Raw genomic sequence first — 25,293 nt, 5'->3', positions numbered from 1 at the left:
TAAATATTGGATGTAAAAGGATTCTGAAGTTGCTTAGTAAAAAATTGTACTTTTGTATTAATAATTGCTTACAACAGTATGCTATACTATAGAGATAAAGGAAAAGGCAAAGTTATAATTTTTTTACACGGGTTCTTGGAAAATTCAAGAATGTGGAGATTTTTTCAGAATAACTTATCTAGAAAATATAGGGTTATAACTATTGATTTACCTGGTCATGGAAGATCTTCTAAAAAAACAAATGAAGTAAATAGAATGGAGGATATGGCTAAAAAAGTAAATAAAGTTTTAGAATATTTGAAAATAGATAATGTAACTATAATAGGTCATTCTATGGGAGGATATGTAGCCCTAGCCTTTGCAGATTTATATAAATATAAAGTTTCCGGTTTATGTTTATTTTATTCTACAACTTTACCGGATGATGAATCAAAAAAAGAACAAAGGTTAAAAGCTGCCGAAATAGCAGTTAAAAATCCTAAAGAATTTTTCCGAGTATCGATACCTAATTTATTTGCTCCTAAAAATGTATCCCAGATGCAAGCGGAGATAAAAACTGCTATTTCATGGGCTAAACATGCATCTTTAACAGGAATATCTGCGGCTTTAAAAGGTATGAGGTTACGTAAAGATAGGACGGATGTTGTAAGGAATCTAGACAAACCGGTTTTAATTATTTTAGGTAAATATGATAACGCAATAAAGAATTCCGAATTAAAAAACAAATTAGATGGAGTAGAAAATCTTTCGATCCACGAAATATCTACCGGGCATATGGGAGCGTTAGAAGCACCCAAAGAATGCTTAGAAATTATTGAAGCTTGGATGAATCGAAATTTTAATTGATACCACTATTATTATTACTTATATGAAGTATAAAATATGTTATGCTTTTTATTTGTAATTTCGTAGTAATATAAATCTATTTTTTTGTTTAATAATATGATAAAGGTATCTCAAGAAGCAGAAAAGAAAATCATTGAATTAATGAAAGAAAGTGGTTTTGACAGTTATAAGGATTTCGTAAGAGTAGGAGTTACTAGTGGAGGATGCTCGGGGTTATCATATAAACTAAATTTCGATCACAATCAGAATCCTGAAGATAAAGTCTTTGAAGATCGTGGAATTAAAATATTAGTTGATAAAAAATCCTTTCTTTACTTAGTAGGAACCACATTAGAATATTCCGGAGGTTTAAATGGAAAAGGTTTTGTTTTTAACAATCCCAATGCACAAAGAACATGTGGTTGCGGAGAAAGTTTTGCTGTATAAAAGATTAAAAAAGTATAAAAAGAAACCTTCTTTTTAAAAGAAGGTTTCTTTTATTGATACAACTCTTACTAATTTATTTAATCATTACTGCAGCTGCCATATTATCTAACTTTTTAATGTAATCATTAAATTTATTTAATTCTTTTGGATTAGAAGATAATTCTTCAGTTATAATTTTTCGAGTAATAATCAATTTTTGATTTTTCTTAGTAAGCTCTGTAAGTTTATTCGTATCTTTTGCATTAGCAGCATTAATATATTGATCTATGTATGCCTTATATTCTACTAAAAACTTTTGTATAATAACATCAGAGAACTTTGGAATATCTTGGTTTAAAATTTGACCGGTTTTATCTATTGATGGTTCATCATCTTCTTCCTTCATTAATTGAGAGCTGGATTCTGTTGTTTGTTGAGTTTGTTGATTTTCAGTAGTTTTTTTGTCGTTTTTACAAGATTGAAAAATAACTGAATTAACAATAATTAAAGATATAATTATTTTCTTCATATAAAAATTTATTTTCAGCTAATGTATAAAAAAAATGATTTAAAAATTATAATAAGATATTTAACAGGGTTCAATAAAATATTTATTTTAAACGCATGGTTGTTAATCCAATAATTTAATTAATTTATAATAGTATATCATCACAATATATCTTTTTTAATTAAAAAAGCATAATTAAAAACGAGTGATTTTATTCTATAATTAAAAAATTATTACTATTATAAAATTTGAAATCTCATTATTTAAAAAAACTATCAATGAGCTTTTATGATATTTAATAAACTCAGTATTTTTGCACTAAGAAACAAATTAAGTTTAATAAGATGGTGTAGCTATCTTTGAATCAATTGATAAAATGAGCAGAGCAAAATATACAGAAGAAGAATTACGGTTAGATCTAGAACAAAAAGATTATGAATATGGTTGGACCACAGATTTGGAATATGAAGATTTTCCTATAGGATTAAATGAAGATATCGTTCGTGAAATTTCCAAAAGAAAGAATGAACCTGAATGGATGTTAGAGTGGAGATTAGATTCCTTCAAATTATGGAAAGAAATGGATCCCCCACATTGGGCAAATGTTACCTTTGAAGAACCCGATTTTACTAATATAAAATACTATGCAGCTCCTAAAAAGAAAAAAGAATTAAAAAGTTTGGAAGAAGTAGATCCAGAACTATTAAATACTTTTAATAAACTAGGTATTCCGTTAGAAGAACAAAAAAAATTAGCAGGTGTAGCAGTTGATGCTGTCATAGATAGTGTTTCAGTTAAAACAACCTTTTCAAAAACATTGGCTGAAAGGGGAATTATTTTTTGTTCTATAAGTGAAGCTATTCAAAACCATCCGGAATTAGTTAGAAAATATTTAGGAAAAGTGGTACCTAAAAGCGATAATTTTTATTCAGCATTAAATTCAGCAGTATTTTCAGACGGATCGTTTTGTTATATTCCTAAAGGAATAAAATGTCCTATGGAACTTTCAACCTATTTTAGGATTAATCAATCCGGAACAGGTCAATTTGAAAGAACCCTTCTAATAGCCGATGAAGGAAGTTATGTTTCTTATTTGGAAGGATGTACAGCGCCACAAAGAGATGAAAATCAATTACATGCAGCCGTTGTTGAATTAATTGCATTAGAAGGAGCAGAAATTAAATATTCAACCGTTCAGAACTGGTATCCGGGAAATAAAGAAGGGAAAGGCGGTATTTATAACTTTGTAACTAAAAGAGCTCTTTGTGAGAAAAACGCTAAAATCTCATGGACTCAAGTTGAGACAGGTTCTGCTGTAACATGGAAATATCCTTCATGTATTTTGAAAGGAGATAATTCCATTGGCGAATTTTATTCTATAGCAGTAACTAATAATTTTCAACAAGCTGACACGGGAACAAAGATGATCCATATAGGAAAGAATACACGATCTACCATAATATCAAAAGGTATTTCTGCCGGTAGATCCCAAAATAGTTATCGGGGATTAGTTAAAGTTTTACCACAAGCAGATAATGCGAGAAATTTCTCACAATGTGATTCTTTATTGATGGGAAATAAGTGTGGAGCTCATACATTCCCATATATTGAAATTAAAAATAAATCTGCCCAGATGGAGCACGAAGCAACAACTTCTAAAATAGGAGAAGATCAGATTTTTTATTGCAATCAGCGAGGAATTGACACAGAAAAAGCAATTGCATTAATTGTAAATGGTTTTAGTAGAGAAGTACTTGATAAGCTTCCTATGGAATTTGCAGTAGAAGCAAAAAAATTATTGGAAATTTCATTAGAGGGTAGTGTTGGATAAATATATTATCCAGTAAAAAAACTTTCTATACAATAGAAAGTTTTTTTATTATTTATAATATAGTTCCCAGAAATATTTTAAAAATTAATTTTATAGGTACCGGTAACAGATCGAGTTCCAGCATTCCCCTTTACATACTGTTTTATCCATTTAATACCTGTATTAAATAAACAAGTATTATTTATTCCCGATTTTCGATTCACTGAAATAACATTTCCATTCTTATCAAGAGTATAGGAAAAGATAATAGTTCCTGAACCATTGCAGTTATGTTCAGGGACATTCCCTCCTCTACCCATAGTTCCGGGAATGAAGCTAACTAATTTCCTTCCATTACCAATTCCTTCGCCACCATTGCCATTGCCTCCTGTTTCTACACCTTGGTTTTGACCCGGTCTACCTCCAGTTCCTTCTCCGGAAGAAGATGTTGCTGCTCCTTTACCTTTTATTAAATTTCCTAGAGCGGCATTTCCCTTAGGATTACCCCCTGTAGCATTCTTTTTTCCGGCACCGGCAACAGATTTGGAATTAGGTTTAGTAAGGGAAGATTTTAAATAAGGCTTTTTCACAAGTTTGGGTTTATTCTTAGTTTTAAGTTCCGTTTTTTTAACAGGTTCGGGTATAACATCTTTGGAATCGTTCTGGTTTGTAAGAATAGGTTTGTTATCTTCTTGTGGTTTGGAATCATTAAGAGATTTATCTTCATGAGTTGACTCTGAATGCACTTTTTCCCCCTCACCCAATAATGCATCTTGATCAATAGGCTCTTCATCTCCTAAACCAACTTTATCGGTACCAAAATTAGCGCCCATATCGTCCATATCGAAATTAATATCAATATAGGCAGGTGGAGTAACAGTAAAAAAAACGGTTTTATAAGTTAAAATAAATGATAGTATGATCGCTGAAATTAAGATAGTAATAATTCCACTAATTAGCTTTTCTTTTTTATTATCATAATATTTAATTTTATAACGATAACTCATAGATTATTTTTCTTCTGGAGTATTCGGGTTGGTCGCAATTAAAACTTTGTATTTATTTCTATTGGCAATATCCATCAAGAAAACCACATCTTTATGTAAAGCCTCTTCATCAGCTGCAATGACAAAAGTAGGAGAAGGATTAGAATTAAACATAGTTTTTAGGGTAGGCTCAATCTCGTTTTTAGCTATTATTTTTTTATTTAAAAAATATTTTCCATCCATAGACACACCTATATAAATTCTTTCAGCAGGCATTTCCTGCCCCTTGGCATTAGGTAATTTTATAGTTAAAGCAGACTGGTTTGCAGATGCAGTTAGCATAAAAAAAGTAAGTAATAAAAATATTACGTCAGTTATGGATGCCATACTGAATTCAGGACTAACTCTATTTCTACTTCGTAATTTCATAAATTAATGAGTAACAGGTTTATTTAATATATCCAGAAAATCAATGGCAGTAAGTTGTAAAGCATATACGCTTCTATCAATACGAATTACCAAAATATTATAGAATAAATACGCCAATAAACCTACCATTAATCCGGCCGCAGTATTTGCCATGGCGGAATAAATACCTCCGGCTAACATTTGTGCGCTAGCTTGATCTTGTGCGCTGGTAGCAAAGAATGCTATAATCATTCCGATTACAGTACCTAGAAAACCTAGCATAGGAGCAGCTCCTGAAATAGTGCCTAAAACACCTACATTTTTCTCTAGTTCAAAAATTTCCAGCTGTGCTGTATTTTCTATAGCATCACTTATATCCCGAGTAGGTTTACCAATTCTCATTAAGCCTTTATAAAGCATCCTTCCTTCAGGCGTATGAGTTCTTTTACATAAATCTAAAGCAGCATTAATATTACCTTGGTGAATAAAATCCTTTATATCATTAAATATCGAAGAATTTTTATTAGAAAGCCTTTTTATTGTTAGTAAACGTTCAAAAAAGATATAAAGAGAAAGCATAAAAAGCAAAAAAAGGCAGATCATTACCAATATACCTATAGGACCTCCGTGAGTAAACATTTCTAAGAGGGAAAATTCTTTTTCATTAATTTCTCCACTATGCGCAAGTATTTTTTGTGCAGTCTTTAAAGAATCATTCATATAAATCCTTTTTTGTATAAAAGTTTTTAAATTATTTGTGCAAAGGTAGGAATTATTGTTAGTCTTTTATTAAATATAATCATATAAGATTAGAAGTAAAAATAGTATCTTCGCGCAGTTAATTCTTAAAATGAATAGAGATACTAATAATAGTAAAGAAAGAGAATTTATAACTATCATTCAGGATAGTAAAACAGGTAAGGTTTTAACATCTGGTATGAGTACGCATGTCTTAATAAAAAAAACACAGGTTGAAAAAAAAATTTACTTAGTTGATGTATCTTTTGATGATTTATATACAGTAGAAGAATTTTTTTGGAATAAAGACAAATCGGTTGCGTTAATTAAAGTAAAAACAAATAAAGATTCGGCTAAATATTTGTCAACAACGGATTTCTCAGAAGAAAATAGAAATTCATATTCCTATTTAAGGATAATAGAAAAAAAAATAGCTAAAAGTATAAAAGGAGAAAAGCAAAATACACATATTACTACTGTTTTAAAAAAAGGTAAATCAAAAATTGCACAAAAATTTGGAGAAGAAGCGGTAGAGTTGGTAATTGAAGCTGCGAAGGAAAATGATAAACTATTTAAAGATGAAGCAGCAGATGTTTTTTACTATTATCTAATATTGCTCCAGGAAAGAGGGTTTATGTTAGACGATATTTTAAAGCAGTTAAAACTACAAAGAAGGAAAATTTAAAGATTCTCTTCTTTAATTTGTTCAATATCAATTCCTGCATCTCTTAAAAAATCAATTCCACTTGTATCTGAATATTCATGAATGTAAACTAAACGTTTAATGCCTGCTTGATGAATAAGTTTGCTGCATTCGCGACAAGGAGATAGAGTGACATAAAGAGTAGCTCCTATACAAGATTGTGTGGAAGCAGCCACCTTAAGAATGGCATTGGCTTCAGCATGTAAAACATACCATTTAGTGATTCCCGACTCATCCTCACATATATTCTCGAAACCTGTAGGAGTACCATTATATCCATCTGAAATAATCATGCGGTTTTTTACAATTAAAGCCCCCACTTTTTTTCTTTCACAATAAGATAATTTACCCCATTCTTGAGCCATGCGTAAATAGGCAATATCGTATTTTGTTTTCATAAGATAAAAATACATTTTTTAACCAAATGTTTCACTAAACTGATAGTTCTTTTTAATTTTTAACATTTATTAAAAGAGGGAAATACTCTTATATAAAAAGAATATTTATGAATAAGTTAAAATATTTGGAATAATTATTGTCATAAATAAAAAGATAAAATATGTTATAATAAATAATAATACATTTAACACGGAAAAAGTTTGTTATGGAAAATCTATTAGATTCATTAAAGAAAATTATTACACCCGAGGCTATTTCAAATATATCTTCAGAATTAGGAGAAGACACAGAAAAAGTAAAATCAGCTATAAAAACAGTTGTTCCCAGTTTATTCGGAGCAGTTTTAGAAAAAGGTAACGATAATAAATTAGAAAATATATTGAAACAAGCTGTAAATATTCCTGCAATTTCTAATTCAAAAAGATTATTTACAGGTCAAGCAGATGCTGAAACACAAAAATTAAGTTCGGGATTTTTAAATAATCTTTTTGGAGATAAATTAGGAAATTTTTTTTCCTTGATATCTTCTTCATCCGGCTTAAAAAATGAAAGTACAACCAAGCTTTTGGGTATCATATCTCCACTAGTAGCAAGTTTTTTAGGCCAAAAGTTACAATCAGGAGGAAATTTTAAAGGCTTATTAGGGCAGATAAACTCAGAAAAAAATAGTTTTTTATCGTCAATACCCTCAGGCTTCGCCGGTATATTAGGGCTTTCCTCAATTTCAGGAATAGGAGATTCATTTTTCGATAAAGTTTCATCTCAAACAAAAGAAGCAGCAGAAAACGTAAAAGATAAAGTTGAAGATACCTATCATGAATATAAAGATAAAATGGAAAAACATTCTGGCATGGGTTGGTTAAAATGGCTGATAATATTTTTACTTGCAGTTATTCTAATCATTTGGTTATTTTCTAAAAATGGTTGTTCAAAAAGCAAAGGAACATCAAGTCCGGTCAACGATTCTATACAAAAAACAGAACCTCAACCAAGCAATAAAGACACTGTATCAGTTACTAATACTACTAATAATCAAACAGATCAAAAAATAAAAGAGTTACTTCCGATAACTTTGCCAAGTGGAACGGTAATCAATGCTTTTCCCGGAGGTATAGAAGACCAAATGGTTAATTTTTTACAATCTGATGAGTACAAAAATGCAACTAATGAAGATTTAAAAAATAAATGGTTTGATTTTGATGCCATTAATTTTGAATTTGGGAGTGGAACTAAACTAACTCCGGAATCTGAAACACAGGCAAAAAATATTGGAATTATACTTAAAGAATTTCCGGATGTAAAAGTAAAAATTGGTGCATATACGGATAAAAAAGGTAATGAGCAAGATAATCTAAAATTATCAGAAGAAAGAGCAAATACTGTAAAAGAAATTTTTGTTAAAAACGGATTTGGAGATAGAGTAGAAGGAGTAGAAGGATATGGTTCAAAATTTGCAAAAGTTGATGCAAATGCATCAGATGAAGAAAGAGCTAAAGATAGAAGAATTTCTTTACGTTTAGAGAAATAAAAATTAGAGAAATAAAAATTTTTTTAATTCTAAATTTTGGAAGATTAACATATAGGTAAAAAAAGTTAAACAAAATTAATTTTTAAAATATTTTCATTTATCTAGCTAAAAATTATAATAAAAAAGGATAACTCTTGGCATTAGTTTTGACCCTATGATAAAAATCATAAATTAAAACTAAAATGCGAAGATTAGAAAATAAAATAGCGTTAATTACAGGTGCAGCAGCCGGAATAGGGAGAACTACAGCATTATTGTTTGCAAAAGAAGGAGCAAAATTAGTATTAACAGACGTTAATATTGAGGGTGTAAATAAAGTTTCAGATGAAATTAAAAAATCAGGAGGCGATGCAATCGGATTGTCTTTAGATGTTTCCAATGAAGAGCAATGGATTGGGGTAGTTAAAAGTGCAGTTGATAAATACGGTCGAGTTGATATTCTTTTTAATAATGCAGGCATTTATGTTATAAGTCCGATTACTGAAATAGAATTAAAAACTTGGAACAAATTAATTAATATTAATGTAACAGGTGTATTTTTAGGTATGAAACATGTTGCACCCTTAATGGCTAAGCAAAAGAAAGGCTCAATAATCAATGCGTCTTCAATAGCCGGTATCGGCGGAGGGCCCGGTCATGTTCTTTATGGGGCAAGTAAAGGAGCCGTAAGGACTATGACAAAGGACATAGCCATGGAATTTGCAGCAGATAATGTAAGAGTTAATTCCATTCATCCCGGTTACATAAAAACGGAGATGGTAGACTATGCGTCTGAAAAGTCGCATAAAACATTAGAGGAATTAGGAGCCCTCTATCCGATGAAGCGTCTAGGGGAAATAGAAGAAGTAGCTAAAGCGGTATTGTTTTTAGCTTCTGACGATGCTTCTTATATAACTGGGGCTGAATTAGTAATTGATGGTGGAGTCATGGCAAGAGCTTAATTAAAGATAAAAACCTTAAAAATTCTATTTATAACCCATTCTTTATTTATATTAAATGAATGGGTTTTTACATTTAGTTTCCACGTATTATTATTGATTAAAAATATTTGAGCTGATTCATTTATAGAATGACTTATTAATGTATAAAATAAACAAATAGGAAATTATAACAAGAGCATAGTTTACTGATAATATAATTAAAAGTTTAAAAAGAATATAAAATTGTAACAAATATTTTGGATAATAAAAACAGAATTACTATTTTTGTTGAAATAATTAATCAAAAAGTGAAAACACTATTTTTTAATAATATATCTTGGTGGTGGTACTCTCGCTTCAATAGCCGTGAGCAGTAAGGGATATTATTTCAAATATAGCATAAAGAATTAAAAAACCTACCGTAACACGGTAGGTTTTTTTGTTTTTAAAAAGGATTACTTACATATTATCATAAAATGAAAAAAATGCATACGTATAATGTAGATCAAAACGGTTACTATGGAGAATTTGGAGGGGCATATATTCCTGAAATTCTATATGAAAATGTTGATTTGTTAAAAAAGAATTATTTAAAGATATTAGAAGATCCTGAATTTCAAAAAGATTATCACAATTTGTTAAGAGATTATGTCGGTAGACCTTCTCCCTTATACTTCGCTAAAAAACTATCTCATAAGTATGGATGTAAAATCTACTTAAAAAGAGAAGATTTAAACCATACAGGAGCACATAAGATTAATAATACGATCGGACAGATTTTATTAGCTCAAAAAATGGGTAAGACCCGAATAATTGCAGAAACTGGAGCCGGTCAACACGGAGTTGCTACAGCTACTGTCTGTGCCTTAATGAATATGAAATGCGTAATTTATATGGGAAAAGTGGATGTGGAAAGGCAAAGATTGAATGTTGAAAAAATGCAAATGTTGGGAGCAGAAGTAAATCCGGTAACAAGTGGAAATATGACTTTAAAAGATGCCACTAATGAAGCAATTCGTGATTGGTGCTCAAATCCGATAGACACTTATTATATAATTGGTTCAACAGTGGGCCCCCATCCTTATCCGGATATGGTTGCTCGGTTACAATCTGTAATCAGTGAAGAAATCCGTAAACAGCTTTTTGAAAAAGAACATAGAGAAATTCCAGACTATTTGATAGCTTGTGTTGGAGGAGGAAGTAATGCAGCCGGAACCATTTATCATTTCTTAAATGAACCATCCGTAAACATTGTCTTAGCTGAAGCAGCCGGAAAGGGAATAAATTCCGGAGAATCTGCTGCGACAATACATTTAGGAAAATTAGGAATTATACATGGAAGTAAAACCTTACTTATGCAATCAGAAGATGGACAAATTGAAGAGCCCTATTCTATATCGGCAGGATTAGATTATCCGGGAATAGGTCCTCTTCATGCACACTTAGCTAAGACCAAACGTTCCGAGGTGCTAGCAATCGCTGATGAGGAGGCGCTAGATGCAGCCTTTGAATTAACGAGATTGGAAGGCATAATTCCCGCAATAGAGTCGGCACATGCATTAGGGGTATTAAAGAAAAAGAAATTTAAAAAAGAAGAGGTTATTGTTATCTGTCTTTCAGGAAGGGGAGATAAGGATATGGAAACTTATATAAAAATACAGAAAAAACGAAACGGATAGAATATGAAAATACAGGTAAAGACAAAAAAATTATTAGCAGATCTGCAAACTCCTGTAGGGATATATTTAAAAATAAGGGATTCTTTTCCTGAATCTGCTTTACTTGAAAGTTCTGATTTTCATGCAGGAGAAGATAGCTCATCTTTTATAGCAATGGATCCGTTGTCTAAATTTAAAGTTAAAAATTATGAAATTACAACAGAAATAAACGGACAAACCACGATCAGAAATTTGGTAAAACCCTTAGTAAACGAATTAGATGAATTTATAAATAGTTTTCATTTGCAAGGAGAGAATCTTGCGAAAATTAATGGATTTTTCGGATATACATCTTATGATAGTATTCAATATTTCGAAGCAATTGATCCTAAAAATAAAAAATACGAAAATGCTGATATTCCAGAATTATTTTACATATTCTATCGATTTATATTAGTCATAAACCATTTAAAGAATGAGTTGACTATAGTCGAGAATATTCCAGAAGGAGAAAAATCTGATATTCATAAATTAGAAGCCTTATTGCAAAATAATAATTTCGCTTCCTATAATTTTAAGATAAAAGGTGAGGAAAAAAGTTTTATTACAGATGAAGAATATATAGACTCTGTAAAAAAAGGGATTGCACATTGTAAGAGAGGAGATGTTTTTCAAATAGTACCTTCACGGTGTTACTCACAAGCGTTCACAGGAGACGATTTTAAAGTATATCGAGCTTTACGATCCATTAATCCTTCTCCATATCTTTTTTATTTTGATTTTGGTTCCTTTCGTATATTCGGTTCATCACCCGAAACACATTGTAAAATAAACAAAGGACTTGCCTATATCGATCCTATAGCTGGAACCTATAAAAGAACCGGTGACGATGAAAAAGACAGAAAACTTTCAGAAAAACTTTTACAAGATGAAAAAGAAAATGCAGAACACGTCATGTTGGTAGATTTGGCACGAAATGACCTGAGCCGAAATTGCCATGAAGTAAAATTAGAATTTTATAAACGGGTGCAGTATTTTTCACATGTCATACACTTAGTATCCCGAGTGAGCGGTATCATAGATAAAGGTAAGAACAGCATTTCCGTATTTGCAGATACATTTCCGGCCGGTACCTTATCAGGAGCTCCTAAGGTTAGAGCCATGCAATTGTTGTATGATATAGAAAAGCATATGCGGGGAATTTATGGAGGATGTATTGGGTATATTGGTTTAGACGGAAATTTAAATCAGGCGATTACCATACGTTCATTTTTAAGCAAAAATAATGTATTGTATTATCAAGCAGGTGCCGGAGTGGTATCCAAATCAAATCCGGAAAAAGAGCTTAAAGAAGTAAATAACAAGTTGGGAGCGTTAAAGAAAGCGATTGATCTTGCAGAAAAATTAAAAAATTAATTTTTTATATATGAAAGCATTACTTATTATCGATATTCAAAATGACTATTTTGAAGGGAAAAAAAATCCGTTAAAAAATCTTTTACAAGCAAGTGAGCAAACAAAAAACATATTAGAAAAATTTAGGAATGAAAAATTGCCGATAGTTCATATACAACATATATCTTCTAGACCGGAAGCATCTTTTTTCATTTCCCACACCCCTAGGGTAAAAATTCACTACCATGTGAAGCCAAAAGAAACAGATTTTCAAGATACATTAAAGAAACTTACAGTAGATGAATTAGTAATTTGCGGGATGATGACTCACATGTGCGTAAATGCAACTACAAGAGCAGCAAAAGACTTAGGCTATACTTGTACTTTGATAGGTGATGCTTGTGCGAACTGTGATCTTAAAATTAATGGAGAAAAAATTCAGGCTAATGAAGTTCAAGATTCATTTTTAGCGGTTTTAAGCCATTACAATGCAAATATACATGTTGCAAAACCATTCTTAAGTTCTAAATATAAGTAATAAACATAAAATGAAAATATTAGTATTAGATAATTATGATTCATTTACCTATAATTTGGTTCATTTAATCAAGGAGTTGAATTATACGGATGTAGATGTATTTAGGAACGATCAAATTGCCTTACCCGAAGTGGCAAATTATGATAAAATAATTTTATCTCCCGGTCCGGGAATACCCTCTGAATCGGGAATATTACTATCATTAATCAAACAGTATGCGCCTACCCAATCTATTTTAGGAGTGTGTTTAGGAGAGCAGGCAATAGGAGAAGCCTTTGGTGCAAGATTAACCAATTTGGAAGACGTTTACCATGGGGTGGCAACAAAGATAAAAATAATCAGACATGACTATATATTCAAGGGCCTTCCTACGGAAATAGATGTAGGAAGATACCATTCGTGGATTGTGAACAAGCAAAATTTTCCGGATGAACTGCTAATTACGGCTATAGATAAAGACAATCAAATTATGGCTATAAAGCATAAGCATTATGATGTCCATGGAGTTCAGTTTCATCCTGAATCCATATTAACACCGGAAGGCAAAATCATTATAAAAAATTTCTTAGAAAATTAAGCTGAAATGAAACAAATATTAAACAGACTGTTTGAGCATCAATATTTAAACCGAGGAGAAGCTAAAGAAGTATTGACTAAAATGGCAGCAAAAGAATATAATGAATTTCAAATTGCGGCTTTTATCAGCGTTTTTCTCATGAGAAATATTAGCATAGATGAATTTTTCGGTTTTAGGGATGCTCTTATGGATTTATGTGCGGATGTTTCACCTTTGGCCGCGTATGATCCTATAGACATTGTAGGAACAGGTGGGGATAATAAAAATACATTTAATATTTCGACACTTTCTTGTTTCGTTGTAGCCGGAGCAGGATATAAAGTTGCAAAGCATGGAAATTATGGTGCAACTTCCGTAAGCGGAGCTTCCAACGTCATGGAACAGCATGGTGTAAAATTTACAGCAGATATTGGTAAGCTTGAACGATCACTGGAAGAATGTAACATAACTTACTTACATGCTCCTTTATTCAATGATGCTATGAAGGTGGTTACACCGGTTAGAAAGGCATTAGGAGTTCGTACTTTCTTTAATATGCTGGGACCTGTTGTAAATCCTATAAAGCCTAAAAGGAACGTGTTAGGGGTGTTTAACCTTAAAATGTCCCGCTTATATTATTATATCTATCAAAATTCCGATTGCAATTATACGGTCGTACATAGTTTGGACGGATACGATGAAATATCATTAACCGATAATTTTAAAGTGGTTACTCATTTAGGGGAACATATATATTCTCCCGAAGATATAGGCTTGGAAAGGTGTACACAACAGGATTTGGATGGTGGAAAAACCCCGGAAGTTGCCTCAAAAATTTTTGATAATGTTTTAGACAATCAAGCTACTAAGGCTCAAAAGAATGCAGTTATAGCCAATTCAGCTTTTGCAATCAACAATATAAATCCTAAATTATCCATAGAAGAATGCATCAATCAGGCTAGAGAATCATTGGAAAGCGGAAAAGCTAAACAAACTTTTCAAAAATTTATTAGTCTGAATAATTAGGCTTAACTAAAATAAAAAATATGAAAAAATTAGTATTTATAACTTTTATTTTAGGGAGCATAGTTTCTTATTCCCAAATAAAAGAAAGAGATCCTAACTTGATAGGATCCTGGCAAGGATCGGAGATGAACAACAAATTCAGTTTAGAAGGGAACGAATCAATACAGATTCTATTTATTTAGAAAATGAATTGGTAGAAAAAAATTAGTGGATGAGGTTAATCATCCTTCATTGAATTATAAATAATAAAAAGATGTCTACTATTTTAAATAAAATTATTAATTGTAAAAGGATTGAAATTGAAAACTCAAAAAGTCAAATTTCAATTAATGACTTGGAATATAAAATACGGAATATAAAGAAGAGACAATCATTTAAAGAATCCTTATTAAAATCTTCAACCGGCATAATAGCAGAATTTAAACGTCGATCTCCCTCTAAAGGTTGGATTTTCAAAGAAGCAAAAATTGAAGAAATTATACCATATTATTCTATAAGCGGAGCAAGCGCTATATCCATTCTTACCGATACTGATTTTTTTGGAGGTAATTTGCAAGATTTGGTAAAAGCAGAAAGCATAACACAAACACCTCTTCTTCGTAAAGATTTTATAATGGATGAATATCAACTTTATGAGGCTAAAGCTTATGGAGCTAGTGCAATTTTATTAATTGCTTCCGCTTTAACTATAGAAAAGACCAAAGAGTTGGCTAAAAAAGCAAAAAATTTAGAGTTAGAGGTATTGTTGGAATTACATTATGAAAATGAATTGGATCATATCAATGAATGGGTAGATATTGTGGGAATCAATAACCGTAATTTAAAAACTTTTATTACTGATGTACAAATTTCATTTGATTTAATTAATAAAATACCCTCTGAATTTTTAAAAATCTCCGAAAGTGGAATATCGTCTTCCCAAACAGTAAAAGACTTGATGCAAGTTGGATATAAAGGATTTTTAGTGGGAGAAAATTTTATGAAAACCAAAGATCCCGGTAAATCCTTACGGGAATTTATCGAAGAACTTAAATAATTGTAATTTAAGTAGAATGAAAATTAAAGTTTGCGGGATGAAATATCCTGATAATATTGAGCATCTTTCTTTATTACCTGTCGATTATATGGGATTTATATTTTACCCTAAATCCTTACGTTATATAGCTGAGGTACTCCCTAACCGAATTCATTCCATAACTAAAGATATTTTGAGAGTAGGAGTTTTTGTTAATGAGAACAAAGAATCGCTTTTCCATACGATTGAAAAATACAGATTAGAAGCCATCCAACTTCATGGAAATGAAACACAGAAGTTTTGTTTAGATCTCATAAAAAATTTTCCGGGAATAAAAGTAATTAAAGCTTTTAGCATATCAAGTCCTAATGATTTTTGTATTACTGAAGAATATGAAGGAATTTGTGACTTTTTTCTTTTTGATACAAAAAGCCCACAATATGGAGGTACGGGAAAAAAGTTTGATTGGTCGCTAATAGATTTTTATGAAGGTAAAATACCGTTTTTTTTAAGTGGAGGTATTTCAATGGAAGATGTTAAAAAAATTAAAGAAATAAAACATCCAAAATTATATGGTCTCGACCTAAACAGTAAGTTTGAAATAAAGCCAGGAATAAAAGATGTAGAATTAATAAAAGAATTTATAGAGAAAATAAAGCTATGAATAGAATAAAGCAATTATTTAATAAAAAACAGAAAGATATTCTTTCCATTTATTTTACCGCCGGATATCCGAATCTTAACGATACAGGGAAGATTATAATGGGGCTTGAAAAAAACGGCATTGATTTGATAGAAGTAGGCATACCCTTTTCAGATCCTATGGCTGATGGACCAACCATTCAAAAAAGTAGCACTATAGCTTTGAAGAATGGAATGAACCTAAAATTACTTTTTGAGCAAATAAAAGAAGTTAGAAAAGAAGTTGAGTTACCACTGATATTAATGGGATATCTTAATCCTATCATGCAGTATGGAATTGAAAATTTCTGTAAAAAATGTAAAGAAGTAGGAGTAGATGGGGCTATTATTCCGGATTTGCCTTTTAATGAATATATATCTGAATATAAATCAATTTTTGATACCTGTAACATAAAAATTATAATGCTTATTACTTCCGAAACATCAGAAGAAAGGATTCGTCTTATAGATAATAATACGGACGGATTTATTTATATGGTTTCTTCCGCTTCTACTACCGGAGAACAAAGAAGTTTTGATGATAAAAAGCTAGAATATTTTCAAAAAATTAATTCCATGAAATTACGAAACCCTCGTTTAATCGGGTTTGGGATATCCAATAAAGCTACATTAAAAGCTGCTCAATCAAATGCAAACGGGGCAATCATAGGAAGCAAATTTATAACCTTGTTAAAAGAAAGCAATACAATTGAAAAAGCAATTCAAGAATTAAAAAACACTCTAAAAACTTGACGTTTTTTTAGGATAATAAAAGAAAATTATAAATTGTAATATTACCTGTTTACGATAAACAAACGTATGTTAATAAACTATTTTTATCGGGGAATTATGTTAAAATGAATTTTTCGAATTATTAAACGAAACGCAGTATTGTTATCTCTAATAAGATAATAGGTTTACATGAAAGGGTGAGGTACATAATCAGATTTTAACCGTTTTTTAAGCAATTATATATTGAATGAGAATAATCGTTTCATCCTCAATAATGATGTAGAATATTCACTAATAGGAAAAATATTTCATATAGAGCAGAAAAAATATATTATAACTTTGAAAATGTCGAATTTTTTTCTTCAATCAGAAATATGACTAAAATATAACGAATACTTTTAATTCCCTTGTTATTCAAGGTGAACAATAAATTTTTAAACCATTAGAACAACTATTGAATTCTTATTTTGAAGGTAATTTAAATGAATTCAAGATTTCTTTAGACCGACTAAGTTATGATTTAAAAAAAATAGGTATGTAAGGTATTTCTTCAAATACCTTACAGAAAGACCTCAATATATGCTATCCAAGCTCAACGTATGGAGTAAATTTTTTCAGTTCGAGCGGTTAATAATGCTAACAGAATAAAAAAGATTTTTCTTTTGGTGCCTTATTATAAGGTTATAGTTTCGGATGAATCTTTAGCAGGATATGGCGGAGAATTTGGGAGAAATAAAAATTATTGGAAAGAGATGGAAAAGGTTCGTTACAATTAAAATTATTTTACAATCAGCAAAAATATCTGTCTTATTGTATTTCAATTTGTTTAAAATTTAAATCTTTTTTTCAATGTTTAATTAGTTCAAAGTCCAATTGTTTCTTTTCTAAATTGGCTTTTATAACTTTAATATATACCGTATCTCCCAACTGATATTGATTGCCTGTTCTCTGTCCTATAATTGAATAGGTTTTTTCATCATAACGATAATCATCTTCTCGGATATCCCTTATTTTGACCATTCCTTCTGTTCCGAATTCTTTAATTTCTACATAAATTCCATACTCGGTTACCCCGGAGATAACCCCCTCGAAAGATTTTCCTACGTGCTTTTCCATAAATTTAACCTGCATGTATTTAATGCTGTCCCTTTCCGCATCAGCGGCTAATTTTTCCATGTTACTGCAATGTTTTGCCATATCTTCTACGATTTCTTTGTTTGCAGGAAATTTTTTATCCAGTAATTCTTGTAACAGACGATGGGCAATTACATCCGGATATCGACGTATGGGAGATGTAAAATGGCTGTAATAATCGAAAGCTAATCCATAATGACCGACATTTTCAGTCGAATATTTAGCTTTTGACATGGTACGGATCGTTAATGTTTCAATCATATTCTCTTCACCTTTACCTTTTATGTCGGCAAGTAATTTATTGATGGATTGATATGTTTTTTTCTTATCGGCAATATTTATATCATACCCCAAGGTATTTACAAATTGTTTAAGAGAAAGTAGCTTTATCGGATCTGGATCGTCGTGAATTCTATAAATAAAGGTTCTGTTAGTTGGATTCCCTTTTTTATTTGTGCTGACGTATTCAGAAACTTTTTTATTGGCTAAAAGCATAAATTCTTCAATTAAATGATTGCTGTCTTTTCCAATTTTAAAATACACTCCTATTGGATTTTTATTTTCATCTAAATTAAATTTTACTTCAACTTTATCAAAAGAAATTGCACCTTTATTCATTCTATCTTCTCTAAGTTGCTTTGCCAATTTATTAAGAGTGAGTATTTCTTCATAAAAATCACCCTTCTTTCCTTCAATAATTTCTTGAGCTTCCTCATAGGTAAATCTCCTGTCGGAATGGATAACAGTACGTCCGAACCATTGTTTTTTTACATGGGCCTTGTCATCCAATTCAAAAACGGCTGAAAAAGTATATTTATCTTCATTAGGACGCAGTGAACAGACATTATTGCTTAAAATTTCAGGAAGCATAGGAACTACTCTATCTACTAAATATATGGAGGTACCTCTTAAATAGGCTTCTTTATCTAATAGGGTGTCCGGTTTTACATAGTGGGAAACATCCGCAATATGGATACCGATTTCCCAATTACCGTTTTCTAATTTCTCGATAGAAAGGGCATCATCAAAATCTTTGGCATCAACGGGGTCAATGGTAAAAGTTGTGACAGTACGCATATCTCTTCGTTTAGAAATTTCTTCGTCAGATATGCGAATATCCAGTTTTTCAGCCTCTTTTTCAACTTCATATGGAAACTTATAAGGGAAACCATAATCGCTTAAAATAGCATGAATTTCGGTTTCATTTTCTCCCGGTTCTCCTAACACTTCAATAATAGATCCGGTAGGGCTATCTTCTTTATCTTGCCAATCGAGAAGTTCTACAACTACCAGTTGACCATTTTTAGCCCCGTTAAATTTACTTTTTGGAATAAAAAAATCGGTGTGTATTGAAGGCTTATTCACCACAGCAAATCCGAAATTTTTATTTGGAGAATATTCAAATTTTGCAACAAATTGATTTTTAAATCGTTCCACGATTTCGATAACTTCCCCTTCAGGTTTTCTGTTTTTAAATTGATGTACAATAGCTTTTACAATATCATTTTGTAATGCTTTTCCTGTTTTTCCTTTAGGTATAAAAATATCTTTTTGAAGATCCTCAACTATTAAATAGGCATTTCCGTTTTGACTAAAATCAATTTTTCCGGTTACATATTCTTGATGGGAATTAATTTGGTATTTTCCGGTTTTAACCTCTATAAGTTGTTTTTCAGAAACTAGGCTTAAAAGTCCTTGTATAACAAACTCCCTTTGTCTGGGGTTTTTGTAATTCAATATAATAGATACTTGTTTATAGTTATATGATTTATTTGGATTTTTTATAAAGACATTAAGTATATTTCTTTTTAAATTTCGTAGTTTTTCTTTATGTTTGGAAGAAATTATTCTCTTTTTTTTTGTCATAATATTTTTAAAATTTATATAAATATTCGCAGATTTAAATTAAAACTTAATAGATAAAAATATACTAATAAGATAATTATTTATAGATGCAAAAAGTTGACCATAACGAATATTTATCCAATCGAATTTAATAGGTGTATTAAATACGGAGTTATTAAAGGAGCAAATATAGCAGTTAACACTCCGTTTAATGCCATTCCAAGAGCTCCGTAAGCGCCAAATTTTTCTCCATTTTTTACGATTTCGGCTGTACCTATAGCATGAGAAGCAGTGCCCATAGCTATTCCGATTGCCTTGTGATCTTTAATTCCTAATTTAGTGAGAAATCCCCATCCAAATAAAGCTCCGACAAATCCGGTAATAAATACTATAGCAATAGTAAGGGACGGAATACCCCCAAGACCTTTAGATACCTCCATAGCAATAGGCGTAGTAACGGATTTTGGAGATAGTGAATAGGCTATTATGTCTGAAGCACCCAAAATTTTGGCTATCACTACTACAGAAATAATTCCGGAAAGACTTCCTGCTATCATAGCTATAAAAACTCTTAAATAGCTACCTTGCAAATGATTTATATACAAATAAAGAGGTAATCCTAAAGTTACAACCGAGGGTCCCAACCAAAAAGAAATCAAAGAGGTGTTTTTATTATAATCCTCATAAGATGTATGGGTTACTTTTAAATAAACGATTAATAAAGCTATGGATGTAATACCCGGATGAAGTATTTTATAATTAAATTTAGTAAATAATAGGTTGCATAACCAAAATACGAGTAAGGTTAAAGTTAAATGAAAAAGAGGGGTATCTAAAAATTCCTTCATTCTTTTTTCTTTCTTACGAGTAAACTTACAGTTAATAACACTATAAAGGTACTAAATATAATGGATATTAAAATCGCTAACCATTCCTTTGAGATTAGATCCCATTGTGATGCTAAACCCACTCCTAAAGGTATAAATAAAATCAGCATATTATTTAAAAAAAAAGTAGCTACCTCTTTTATATCTTCAACCTTTATCATATTTAATTGTAAAGACACAAGTAATAAAAGCATTCCTATTATGCTTCCCGGTATTTTTATTTGCAGGATGAATACTATTAATTCACCGATAAAATATAATAGTAAAATAATTCCTAATTGGGAAATTAATTTCATACAGCAAAATTACTATATTAAATACAAATTAAATATAATTTTTAATAAGATATTTAACCAAATAAATTATTTATAAGTTAAACTGTAGATTTTAAATTTTATCTTGATAAATTTTAATAGAATATTTTATATATTGAAAATAATTATTCCATCGATTTTTATATTCATATAAGTAATTCTCCCTAATTAAGCTAAATAATTGGAAGCTTTATCAATAAAATCTATAGTGTCAATCGTGTTTTCTGCATCTATACGAGAGGGAGTCGAATTTTTTAACGATTGAATAATTTCTTTGTATAGTAAGGTATGTAACGATTCTTTATTTAATAGTATCGTATCGTAAGATTTACCTTCGACGTTATAATATAATATATGATCCATATATTGACCTCCAATTTTAATGGTACCTTTTTCAGCAATGACAGTAATTGATGATTCAAAATTTTTATCATAAGTGGAAATAGTATAGCACATACTCCCCAAAGTCTCTCCTGATTTAAATTGTAGAATCCCACTATCGGGGAATTCAGTAACGTTTTGATGTGTATAATTGGTTGTCAAATTACTCACTAATTTAATTTTTCCAAATAAATAATGTAAGATGTCTATAAAATGATAAAACTGTGTAAATAAGATTCCTCCATCTAAATTCCTTGTTCCTCGCCATGGGTCTTTTTCATAATAGCTATTATTTCTATTCCAAAAACATTCAATATTTATTAGAAAAATTCTACCTAAATAATTATGATCAATTAAATTTTTAATATGATTTATTAGATAAGAAAAACGAAGTTGCAGTGAAGTAAATAATCGAACATTATTATTCTTTGCCAAGGCAATTAATTTTTCCGTTTGGAAATTATGAAATGTTATAGGCTTTTCCACCAAAACATTTTTAGATAATTCAAGGATTTTTTTTGCTTGTTTATAATGGTAACCGTTCGGTGATGCAATTATATACAAATTTATGTCGGGGAATATAGCATGGCACTCTGACAGAGTTGAAAAAAAAGGAATATTTTTTTTTTCAAACACGGGTTTTTTCGTGTCAATTAAAGCAACAACATTTAAATTTTCATTTTGCGAGATATTCTCAAAATGTATTTTTCCTATATGACCGTATCCTATAATAGCTGTTTTAAGTATGTTTTTTTTCAAATTTATTTAGGAATTTTACAAATTGAATAAATAAAATTATAAATATTGAAAATAAAAAACCAGATAAGGCAAATGAAAAAGTATTTCGCTTATAAAGCAAAGACTTACTATCTACTAATTGTGGTTCTGAAATTACTGTTATAACTTGTGATTTTTGAACTTTTTCTACTTCTTTTTCCGCTAATGATTTGGTTAATTCTAAAGTTTTGTTTAGCAGATCTTGCTCAACGTTTGTTTTTGATTCTCCATTAAATGATATTGATGAATTGGAGGATTTAGCTTTATCTCCTTTAGCTATTGACAATAATAAGCTATCAATTAATTTTAATCCATTTTTATATATCTCAGTTTTAATATCTATGGATTTCAAATTAGCTTCTTTAATTCTTTTATAAAAAGGATCATTTTCAATTGGGTGTATAATTCTACTTTTAATTTCTTCGGGTGAAATTTTGTTTAAGGCTATAATATGTACGATATGATTAGGATAATCAGTATCTACAAGAAGGTTTTTAAACTTATCTATTTTATACTGTCTTGAAAAAATAGTATCATTTTTGTAAAAATCAGTGTTTTTATGTACAATATCGTAGAAAATATTTAATTCACTTGTAAATGTTTTGATAGGGGTGATCGAAATTGATTTTAAATCCTTAAAAAATGTACTATCTATGTTTCCACATAATTGGTTATACGAATTAATTTGTTGATAAAGTTTGGTCGTACTTTTAAAATTAGGAGCTAAAACCATTTCATAATTATAATTTCTTGGTAAAACCTTCTTATTAAAATATCCTATAATCCCAAAAATAATTACGGTAATTAATATAAATAAATAATATCTTTTTAATAAAATAAAAAACCCTAAAATAGTATTAACAAAACTTTTAAAAAAATTACCAATGGGGGATAAAACTTTTTTTATGATCTTTTCAAAATAGTGTAATAAATCTAAAATGCTTATTTCCTGATTTGAATTTTGATTTTGTCTATCCATTTACTTTATATGAATTAATTCTTAATAATTAAAATTTGCTCAAGTATTTTTTGAGTGATTAAATAAGTAGGTTTTACACCGGTTAATCCCAACCCTCCGGATGCTAAGGTACTTCCTGTTTCTAAAGGATTATCTGATGCATAATAAGCATACCTCAGCTTTACATTTTCACCTATATGATTACGTATTTTAGATGCTACTTGAATAGCTTTTTGATAATGAGCGCCTTCCATTTCTAAACCAATAGCTTTCCATGATGTTTGCATAAAATAAGTTAAAACATTTTTATTTTGTAAGGAAGTGCCTAACACGGTGATCATAGCTCCTTTATATGCGTTAATATTATATCCTTCAAAGTCTTGTAACGAAAGTTGATTATAAAAAGGATAATTATCAGCGGTTCCCTCAAATATATGGGCATTTGGTATCATAATATCTCCTTTATTCCCAACAAGAATTCCTGCTTTACCTAAAATTGAAATTGATTCAACATTTAGATTTGTTTTCTCTTTCGTATTATTTATGGGTCTTAATAATTCGTCCATTATCTCAAAAGCTTGCTCACCGAACGCATAATCAAAAACAATTAAAATATCTTCTTTATTTATATTTTTTATGTTTTTAAAAGGAGTGTTTTTTAAATTAATTTTTGAAAGGTCAAAAATTTGAACATCGATGTTTGATCCGCTTGTATCTTTTATATATATCATGCCATTTTTTTGAGCATAATTTTTTACAGTATCAACCAATTCCAAATTTTTACTTAAATCTTCATACATTTTTAATTCTTCGTCTACGTGAAAAGTTTTATTTAAAGAATCAAAAGCGTATAACATATTTTTCACACTATGCATATTGGAACTGATAATGTGAATTTTTTTATTTAATAACTTATTTTTAACTAACGTTTTTTTAACATTTTCTGCCCATTTTTCTCCAAATAAATGATGACCAACTCTTTCCTTTAGAATGGAGCTGAAAAATATTTCTCTTCTCCTTAAACCTAAAACATCATCTTTGCTTACTTTTCCTAAGTTGTAAATTATTTTTATAAATCTGTCAGGATCATTGGCTTCTTGAAAGTATTTATAAGAACTAATTACTTCATCAAAGCTTCTGCCCAGCATAGTTGCTATATGAGCTAAAATAACTTCTCGCTCTTTCCTCCTCAGCGGTTCAGAGCTTAATGCTGCGTTTTCCACAGACATCCAAATCCTTCCCACTTTACCATTGAAATCATGAGTTCTCTTTCTAATTTTATCTGCTTCATTGTATAAAAAAGTAAGGTGAGTTAAAATATCATAGATTTCAGATCTTCCCAATAAAACCTCAATGTTCATTTGATGCTCATCCACCCTATAACAGGTTCTTCTTCTTTTTTTAGGATAAATAGGGGTAAAAGAGGACTTGTCTAACCCTTCGTTAGAAGTTAAATATATAAATGAGCATTCTTCAATACCTTGCGGTAACCTGTCTAAAACATAGCTAAGCCCATTGAGTTCTACTTTATCGGGATCGGCTATTGAGCCATATATTTCAGGGTTTAATTTTAAAAGATAATTTCGCAGTTCCAATCCGGATGTTCCTGTAGGTTTGAATCCGCCTCTGTTAAAAAGATGCCGCATAGTAATGTATAGTCGTTCTATGATATCTGTAGATTCTCTTGCTTTATATACTGTCATCTTGATAATTTTTTAAACAAAGATAATACATTTTTATTTAGTATAGGGATTCATAATTGTATGTAACCCTTTATATAAAAGGTTTTTTGGTAATAATTATAGTGTAAAATTAAATAAATTTTTTAAACAATTTGTGTATGTATTAATATAATGATATTAAGATAATTATTTTGTTAAAAAAATAAACTTTTAACACAAAAATATTATATTATTAATATAAAAACAAATAGGATTATTTTTACAAAGTATAAATAATTCTATTAATTTACAAAAATTGAGCCAAATATTTTATTTAATTATATTTTTTGAAGATTTTTATTAAAATTTAGATATCGCCACGTTATAGAACCATCATTAATACAAAGTTAGGATTGATTTTTTTATTTTTAAATAAATTTTCAAATAAATTAATATAGATTAACAAAATATTTTACTACATGAG

General features: G+C 30.0%; 26 protein-coding genes. 15 read left to right on the top strand and 11 right to left on the bottom strand.

Annotated features, from left to right (window positions below; translation table 11 throughout):
- Nucleotides 1-78: 78 nt before the first annotated feature.
- Both ASC36_RS05710 and ASC36_RS05705 read left to right on the top strand, forming a co-directional pair.
- Complete coding sequence (locus tag ASC36_RS05710; protein WP_055425532.1) at nt 79-846, top strand: alpha/beta fold hydrolase; 768 nt, start codon at nt 79-81, stop codon at nt 844-846.
- A gap of 96 nt (nt 847-942) precedes the next feature.
- Entirely contained in the window at nt 943-1,272 is a 330-nt protein-coding gene (locus ASC36_RS05705) for a HesB/IscA family protein (RefSeq protein ID WP_055425531.1), read from the top strand.
- 73 nt (nt 1,273-1,345) lie between these two features.
- Here the strand turns inward: ASC36_RS05705 and ASC36_RS05700 are convergent, their stop codons facing one another.
- On the bottom strand, nt 1,346-1,780 hold the full coding sequence (locus tag ASC36_RS05700; protein WP_055425530.1) for a hypothetical protein: 435 nt from the start codon (nt 1,778-1,780) through the stop codon (nt 1,346-1,348).
- Nucleotides 1,781-2,135: 355 nt separating this feature from the next.
- On the opposite strand from ASC36_RS05700, the gene sufB reads away from it, so the two are divergent.
- Nucleotides 2,136-3,590 (top strand): Fe-S cluster assembly protein SufB, encoded by a 1,455-nt coding sequence (gene sufB / locus ASC36_RS05695; protein WP_055425529.1) that lies wholly within the window; start codon nt 2,136-2,138, stop codon nt 3,588-3,590.
- Between the two features lie 77 nt (nt 3,591-3,667).
- Here the strand turns inward: sufB and ASC36_RS05690 are convergent, their stop codons facing one another.
- The 3 genes from ASC36_RS05690 to ASC36_RS05680 are packed head-to-tail and all read right to left on the bottom strand — an operon-like array spanning nt 3,668 to nt 5,683.
- Nucleotides 3,668-4,576: a hypothetical protein gene (locus ASC36_RS05690; protein WP_055425528.1), complete on the bottom strand. Its 909-nt coding sequence runs from the start codon at nt 4,574-4,576 to the stop codon at nt 3,668-3,670.
- A gap of 3 nt (nt 4,577-4,579) precedes the next feature.
- Nucleotides 4,580-4,984, bottom strand: coding sequence for an ExbD/TolR family protein (locus ASC36_RS05685; RefSeq protein WP_055425527.1), 405 nt, complete (start codon nt 4,982-4,984; stop codon nt 4,580-4,582).
- Nucleotides 4,985-4,987: 3 nt separating this feature from the next.
- Entirely contained in the window at nt 4,988-5,683 is a 696-nt protein-coding gene (locus tag ASC36_RS05680) for a MotA/TolQ/ExbB proton channel family protein (RefSeq protein WP_055425526.1), read from the bottom strand.
- Between the two features lie 130 nt (nt 5,684-5,813).
- Here ASC36_RS05680 and hisE point away from each other — a divergent pair, with 130 nt between their 5' ends.
- Nucleotides 5,814-6,386 (top strand): phosphoribosyl-ATP diphosphatase, encoded by a 573-nt coding sequence (gene hisE / locus ASC36_RS05675; protein ID WP_055425525.1) that lies wholly within the window; start codon nt 5,814-5,816, stop codon nt 6,384-6,386.
- Here the strand turns inward: hisE and ASC36_RS05670 are convergent.
- Nucleotides 6,383-6,802, bottom strand: coding sequence for a deoxycytidylate deaminase (locus tag ASC36_RS05670; RefSeq protein ID WP_055425524.1), 420 nt, complete (start codon nt 6,800-6,802; stop codon nt 6,383-6,385). The genes hisE and ASC36_RS05670 overlap by 4 nt on opposite strands.
- 206 nt (nt 6,803-7,008) lie before the next feature.
- Between ASC36_RS05670 and ASC36_RS05665 the strand changes: the two genes are divergently transcribed.
- The 11 genes from ASC36_RS05665 to trpA all read left to right on the top strand — a co-directional run bounded on the left by ASC36_RS05665 (nt 7,009) and on the right by trpA (nt 16,873).
- Nucleotides 7,009-8,331, top strand: a complete 1,323-nt coding sequence (locus ASC36_RS05665) for an OmpA family protein (protein WP_055425523.1) — start codon at nt 7,009-7,011, stop codon at nt 8,329-8,331.
- Nucleotides 8,332-8,513: 182 nt separating this feature from the next.
- Entirely contained in the window at nt 8,514-9,272 is a 759-nt protein-coding gene (locus tag ASC36_RS05660) for an SDR family NAD(P)-dependent oxidoreductase (protein WP_055425522.1), read from the top strand.
- Between the two features lie 464 nt (nt 9,273-9,736).
- A complete protein-coding gene (gene trpB / locus ASC36_RS05655) occupies nt 9,737-10,930 on the top strand; it encodes a tryptophan synthase subunit beta (RefSeq protein ID WP_055425597.1) in 1,194 nt (397 codons plus the stop codon).
- A 3-nt stretch (nt 10,931-10,933) separates the two neighbouring features.
- A complete protein-coding gene (locus tag ASC36_RS05650) occupies nt 10,934-12,325 on the top strand; it encodes an anthranilate synthase component I family protein (RefSeq protein ID WP_055425521.1) in 1,392 nt (463 codons plus the stop codon).
- Between the two features lie 10 nt (nt 12,326-12,335).
- Entirely contained in the window at nt 12,336-12,842 is a 507-nt protein-coding gene (locus tag ASC36_RS05645; protein ID WP_055425520.1) for an isochorismatase family protein, read from the top strand.
- Between the two features lie 10 nt (nt 12,843-12,852).
- Nucleotides 12,853-13,419, top strand: coding sequence for an anthranilate synthase component II (locus ASC36_RS05640; protein WP_055425519.1), 567 nt, complete (start codon nt 12,853-12,855; stop codon nt 13,417-13,419).
- A 6-nt stretch (nt 13,420-13,425) separates the two neighbouring features.
- Nucleotides 13,426-14,424 carry an anthranilate phosphoribosyltransferase gene (gene trpD / locus ASC36_RS05635; RefSeq protein ID WP_055425518.1) on the top strand — a complete coding sequence of 333 codons (999 nt, stop codon included), beginning with the start codon at nt 13,426-13,428 and terminating at the stop codon, nt 14,422-14,424.
- 20 nt (nt 14,425-14,444) lie between these two features.
- Entirely contained in the window at nt 14,445-14,606 is a 162-nt protein-coding gene (locus tag ASC36_RS10670) for a hypothetical protein (RefSeq protein ID WP_156332317.1), read from the top strand.
- Nucleotides 14,607-14,677: 71 nt separating this feature from the next.
- The gene (gene trpC, locus ASC36_RS05630) at nt 14,678-15,460 is read left to right on the top strand and encodes an indole-3-glycerol phosphate synthase TrpC (RefSeq protein WP_055425517.1); all 783 of its coding nucleotides are present in this window, start codon (nt 14,678-14,680) and stop codon (nt 15,458-15,460) included.
- Nucleotides 15,461-15,476: 16 nt separating this feature from the next.
- Nucleotides 15,477-16,103 (top strand): phosphoribosylanthranilate isomerase, encoded by a 627-nt coding sequence (locus tag ASC36_RS05625; protein ID WP_055425516.1) that lies wholly within the window; start codon nt 15,477-15,479, stop codon nt 16,101-16,103.
- The gene (gene trpA, locus ASC36_RS05620; protein WP_055425515.1) at nt 16,100-16,873 is read left to right on the top strand and encodes a tryptophan synthase subunit alpha; all 774 of its coding nucleotides are present in this window, start codon (nt 16,100-16,102) and stop codon (nt 16,871-16,873) included. Before ASC36_RS05625 ends, trpA begins: the two co-directional genes overlap by 4 nt.
- Before the next feature lie 825 nt (nt 16,874-17,698).
- Here trpA and rnr read toward each other — a convergent pair.
- From rnr to ASC36_RS05590, 6 genes are all read right to left on the bottom strand, one after another.
- Nucleotides 17,699-19,852 carry a ribonuclease R gene (gene rnr / locus ASC36_RS05615; RefSeq protein ID WP_055425514.1) on the bottom strand — a complete coding sequence of 718 codons (2,154 nt, stop codon included), beginning with the start codon at nt 19,850-19,852 and terminating at the stop codon, nt 17,699-17,701.
- Between the two features lie 113 nt (nt 19,853-19,965).
- Nucleotides 19,966-20,679, bottom strand: coding sequence for an LrgB family protein (locus ASC36_RS05610; protein ID WP_055425513.1), 714 nt, complete (start codon nt 20,677-20,679; stop codon nt 19,966-19,968).
- Nucleotides 20,676-21,014: a CidA/LrgA family protein gene (locus ASC36_RS05605; protein WP_055425512.1), complete on the bottom strand. Its 339-nt coding sequence runs from the start codon at nt 21,012-21,014 to the stop codon at nt 20,676-20,678. The genes ASC36_RS05610 and ASC36_RS05605 overlap by 4 nt, the downstream gene beginning before the upstream one ends.
- A gap of 186 nt (nt 21,015-21,200) precedes the next feature.
- Entirely contained in the window at nt 21,201-22,172 is a 972-nt protein-coding gene (locus ASC36_RS05600) for a Gfo/Idh/MocA family protein (RefSeq protein ID WP_055425511.1), read from the bottom strand.
- On the bottom strand, nt 22,153-23,169 hold the full coding sequence (locus ASC36_RS05595) for a YveK family protein (protein ID WP_055425510.1): 1,017 nt from the start codon (nt 23,167-23,169) through the stop codon (nt 22,153-22,155). The genes ASC36_RS05600 and ASC36_RS05595 overlap by 20 nt, the downstream gene beginning before the upstream one ends.
- Nucleotides 23,170-23,183: 14 nt before the next feature.
- Nucleotides 23,184-24,851 (bottom strand): DUF6909 family protein, encoded by a 1,668-nt coding sequence (locus ASC36_RS05590; RefSeq protein ID WP_055425509.1) that lies wholly within the window; start codon nt 24,849-24,851, stop codon nt 23,184-23,186.
- Nucleotides 24,852-25,293: the final 442 nt, after the last annotated feature.

Origin of the sequence: Apibacter mensalis (assembly GCF_001418685.1) — a bacterium.
GTDB classification, from domain to species: domain Bacteria; phylum Bacteroidota; class Bacteroidia; order Flavobacteriales; family Weeksellaceae; genus Apibacter; species Apibacter mensalis.
The sequence above is the reverse complement of the archived record's forward strand: the minus strand, read 5'-3'. Positions and strand labels throughout refer to the sequence as shown.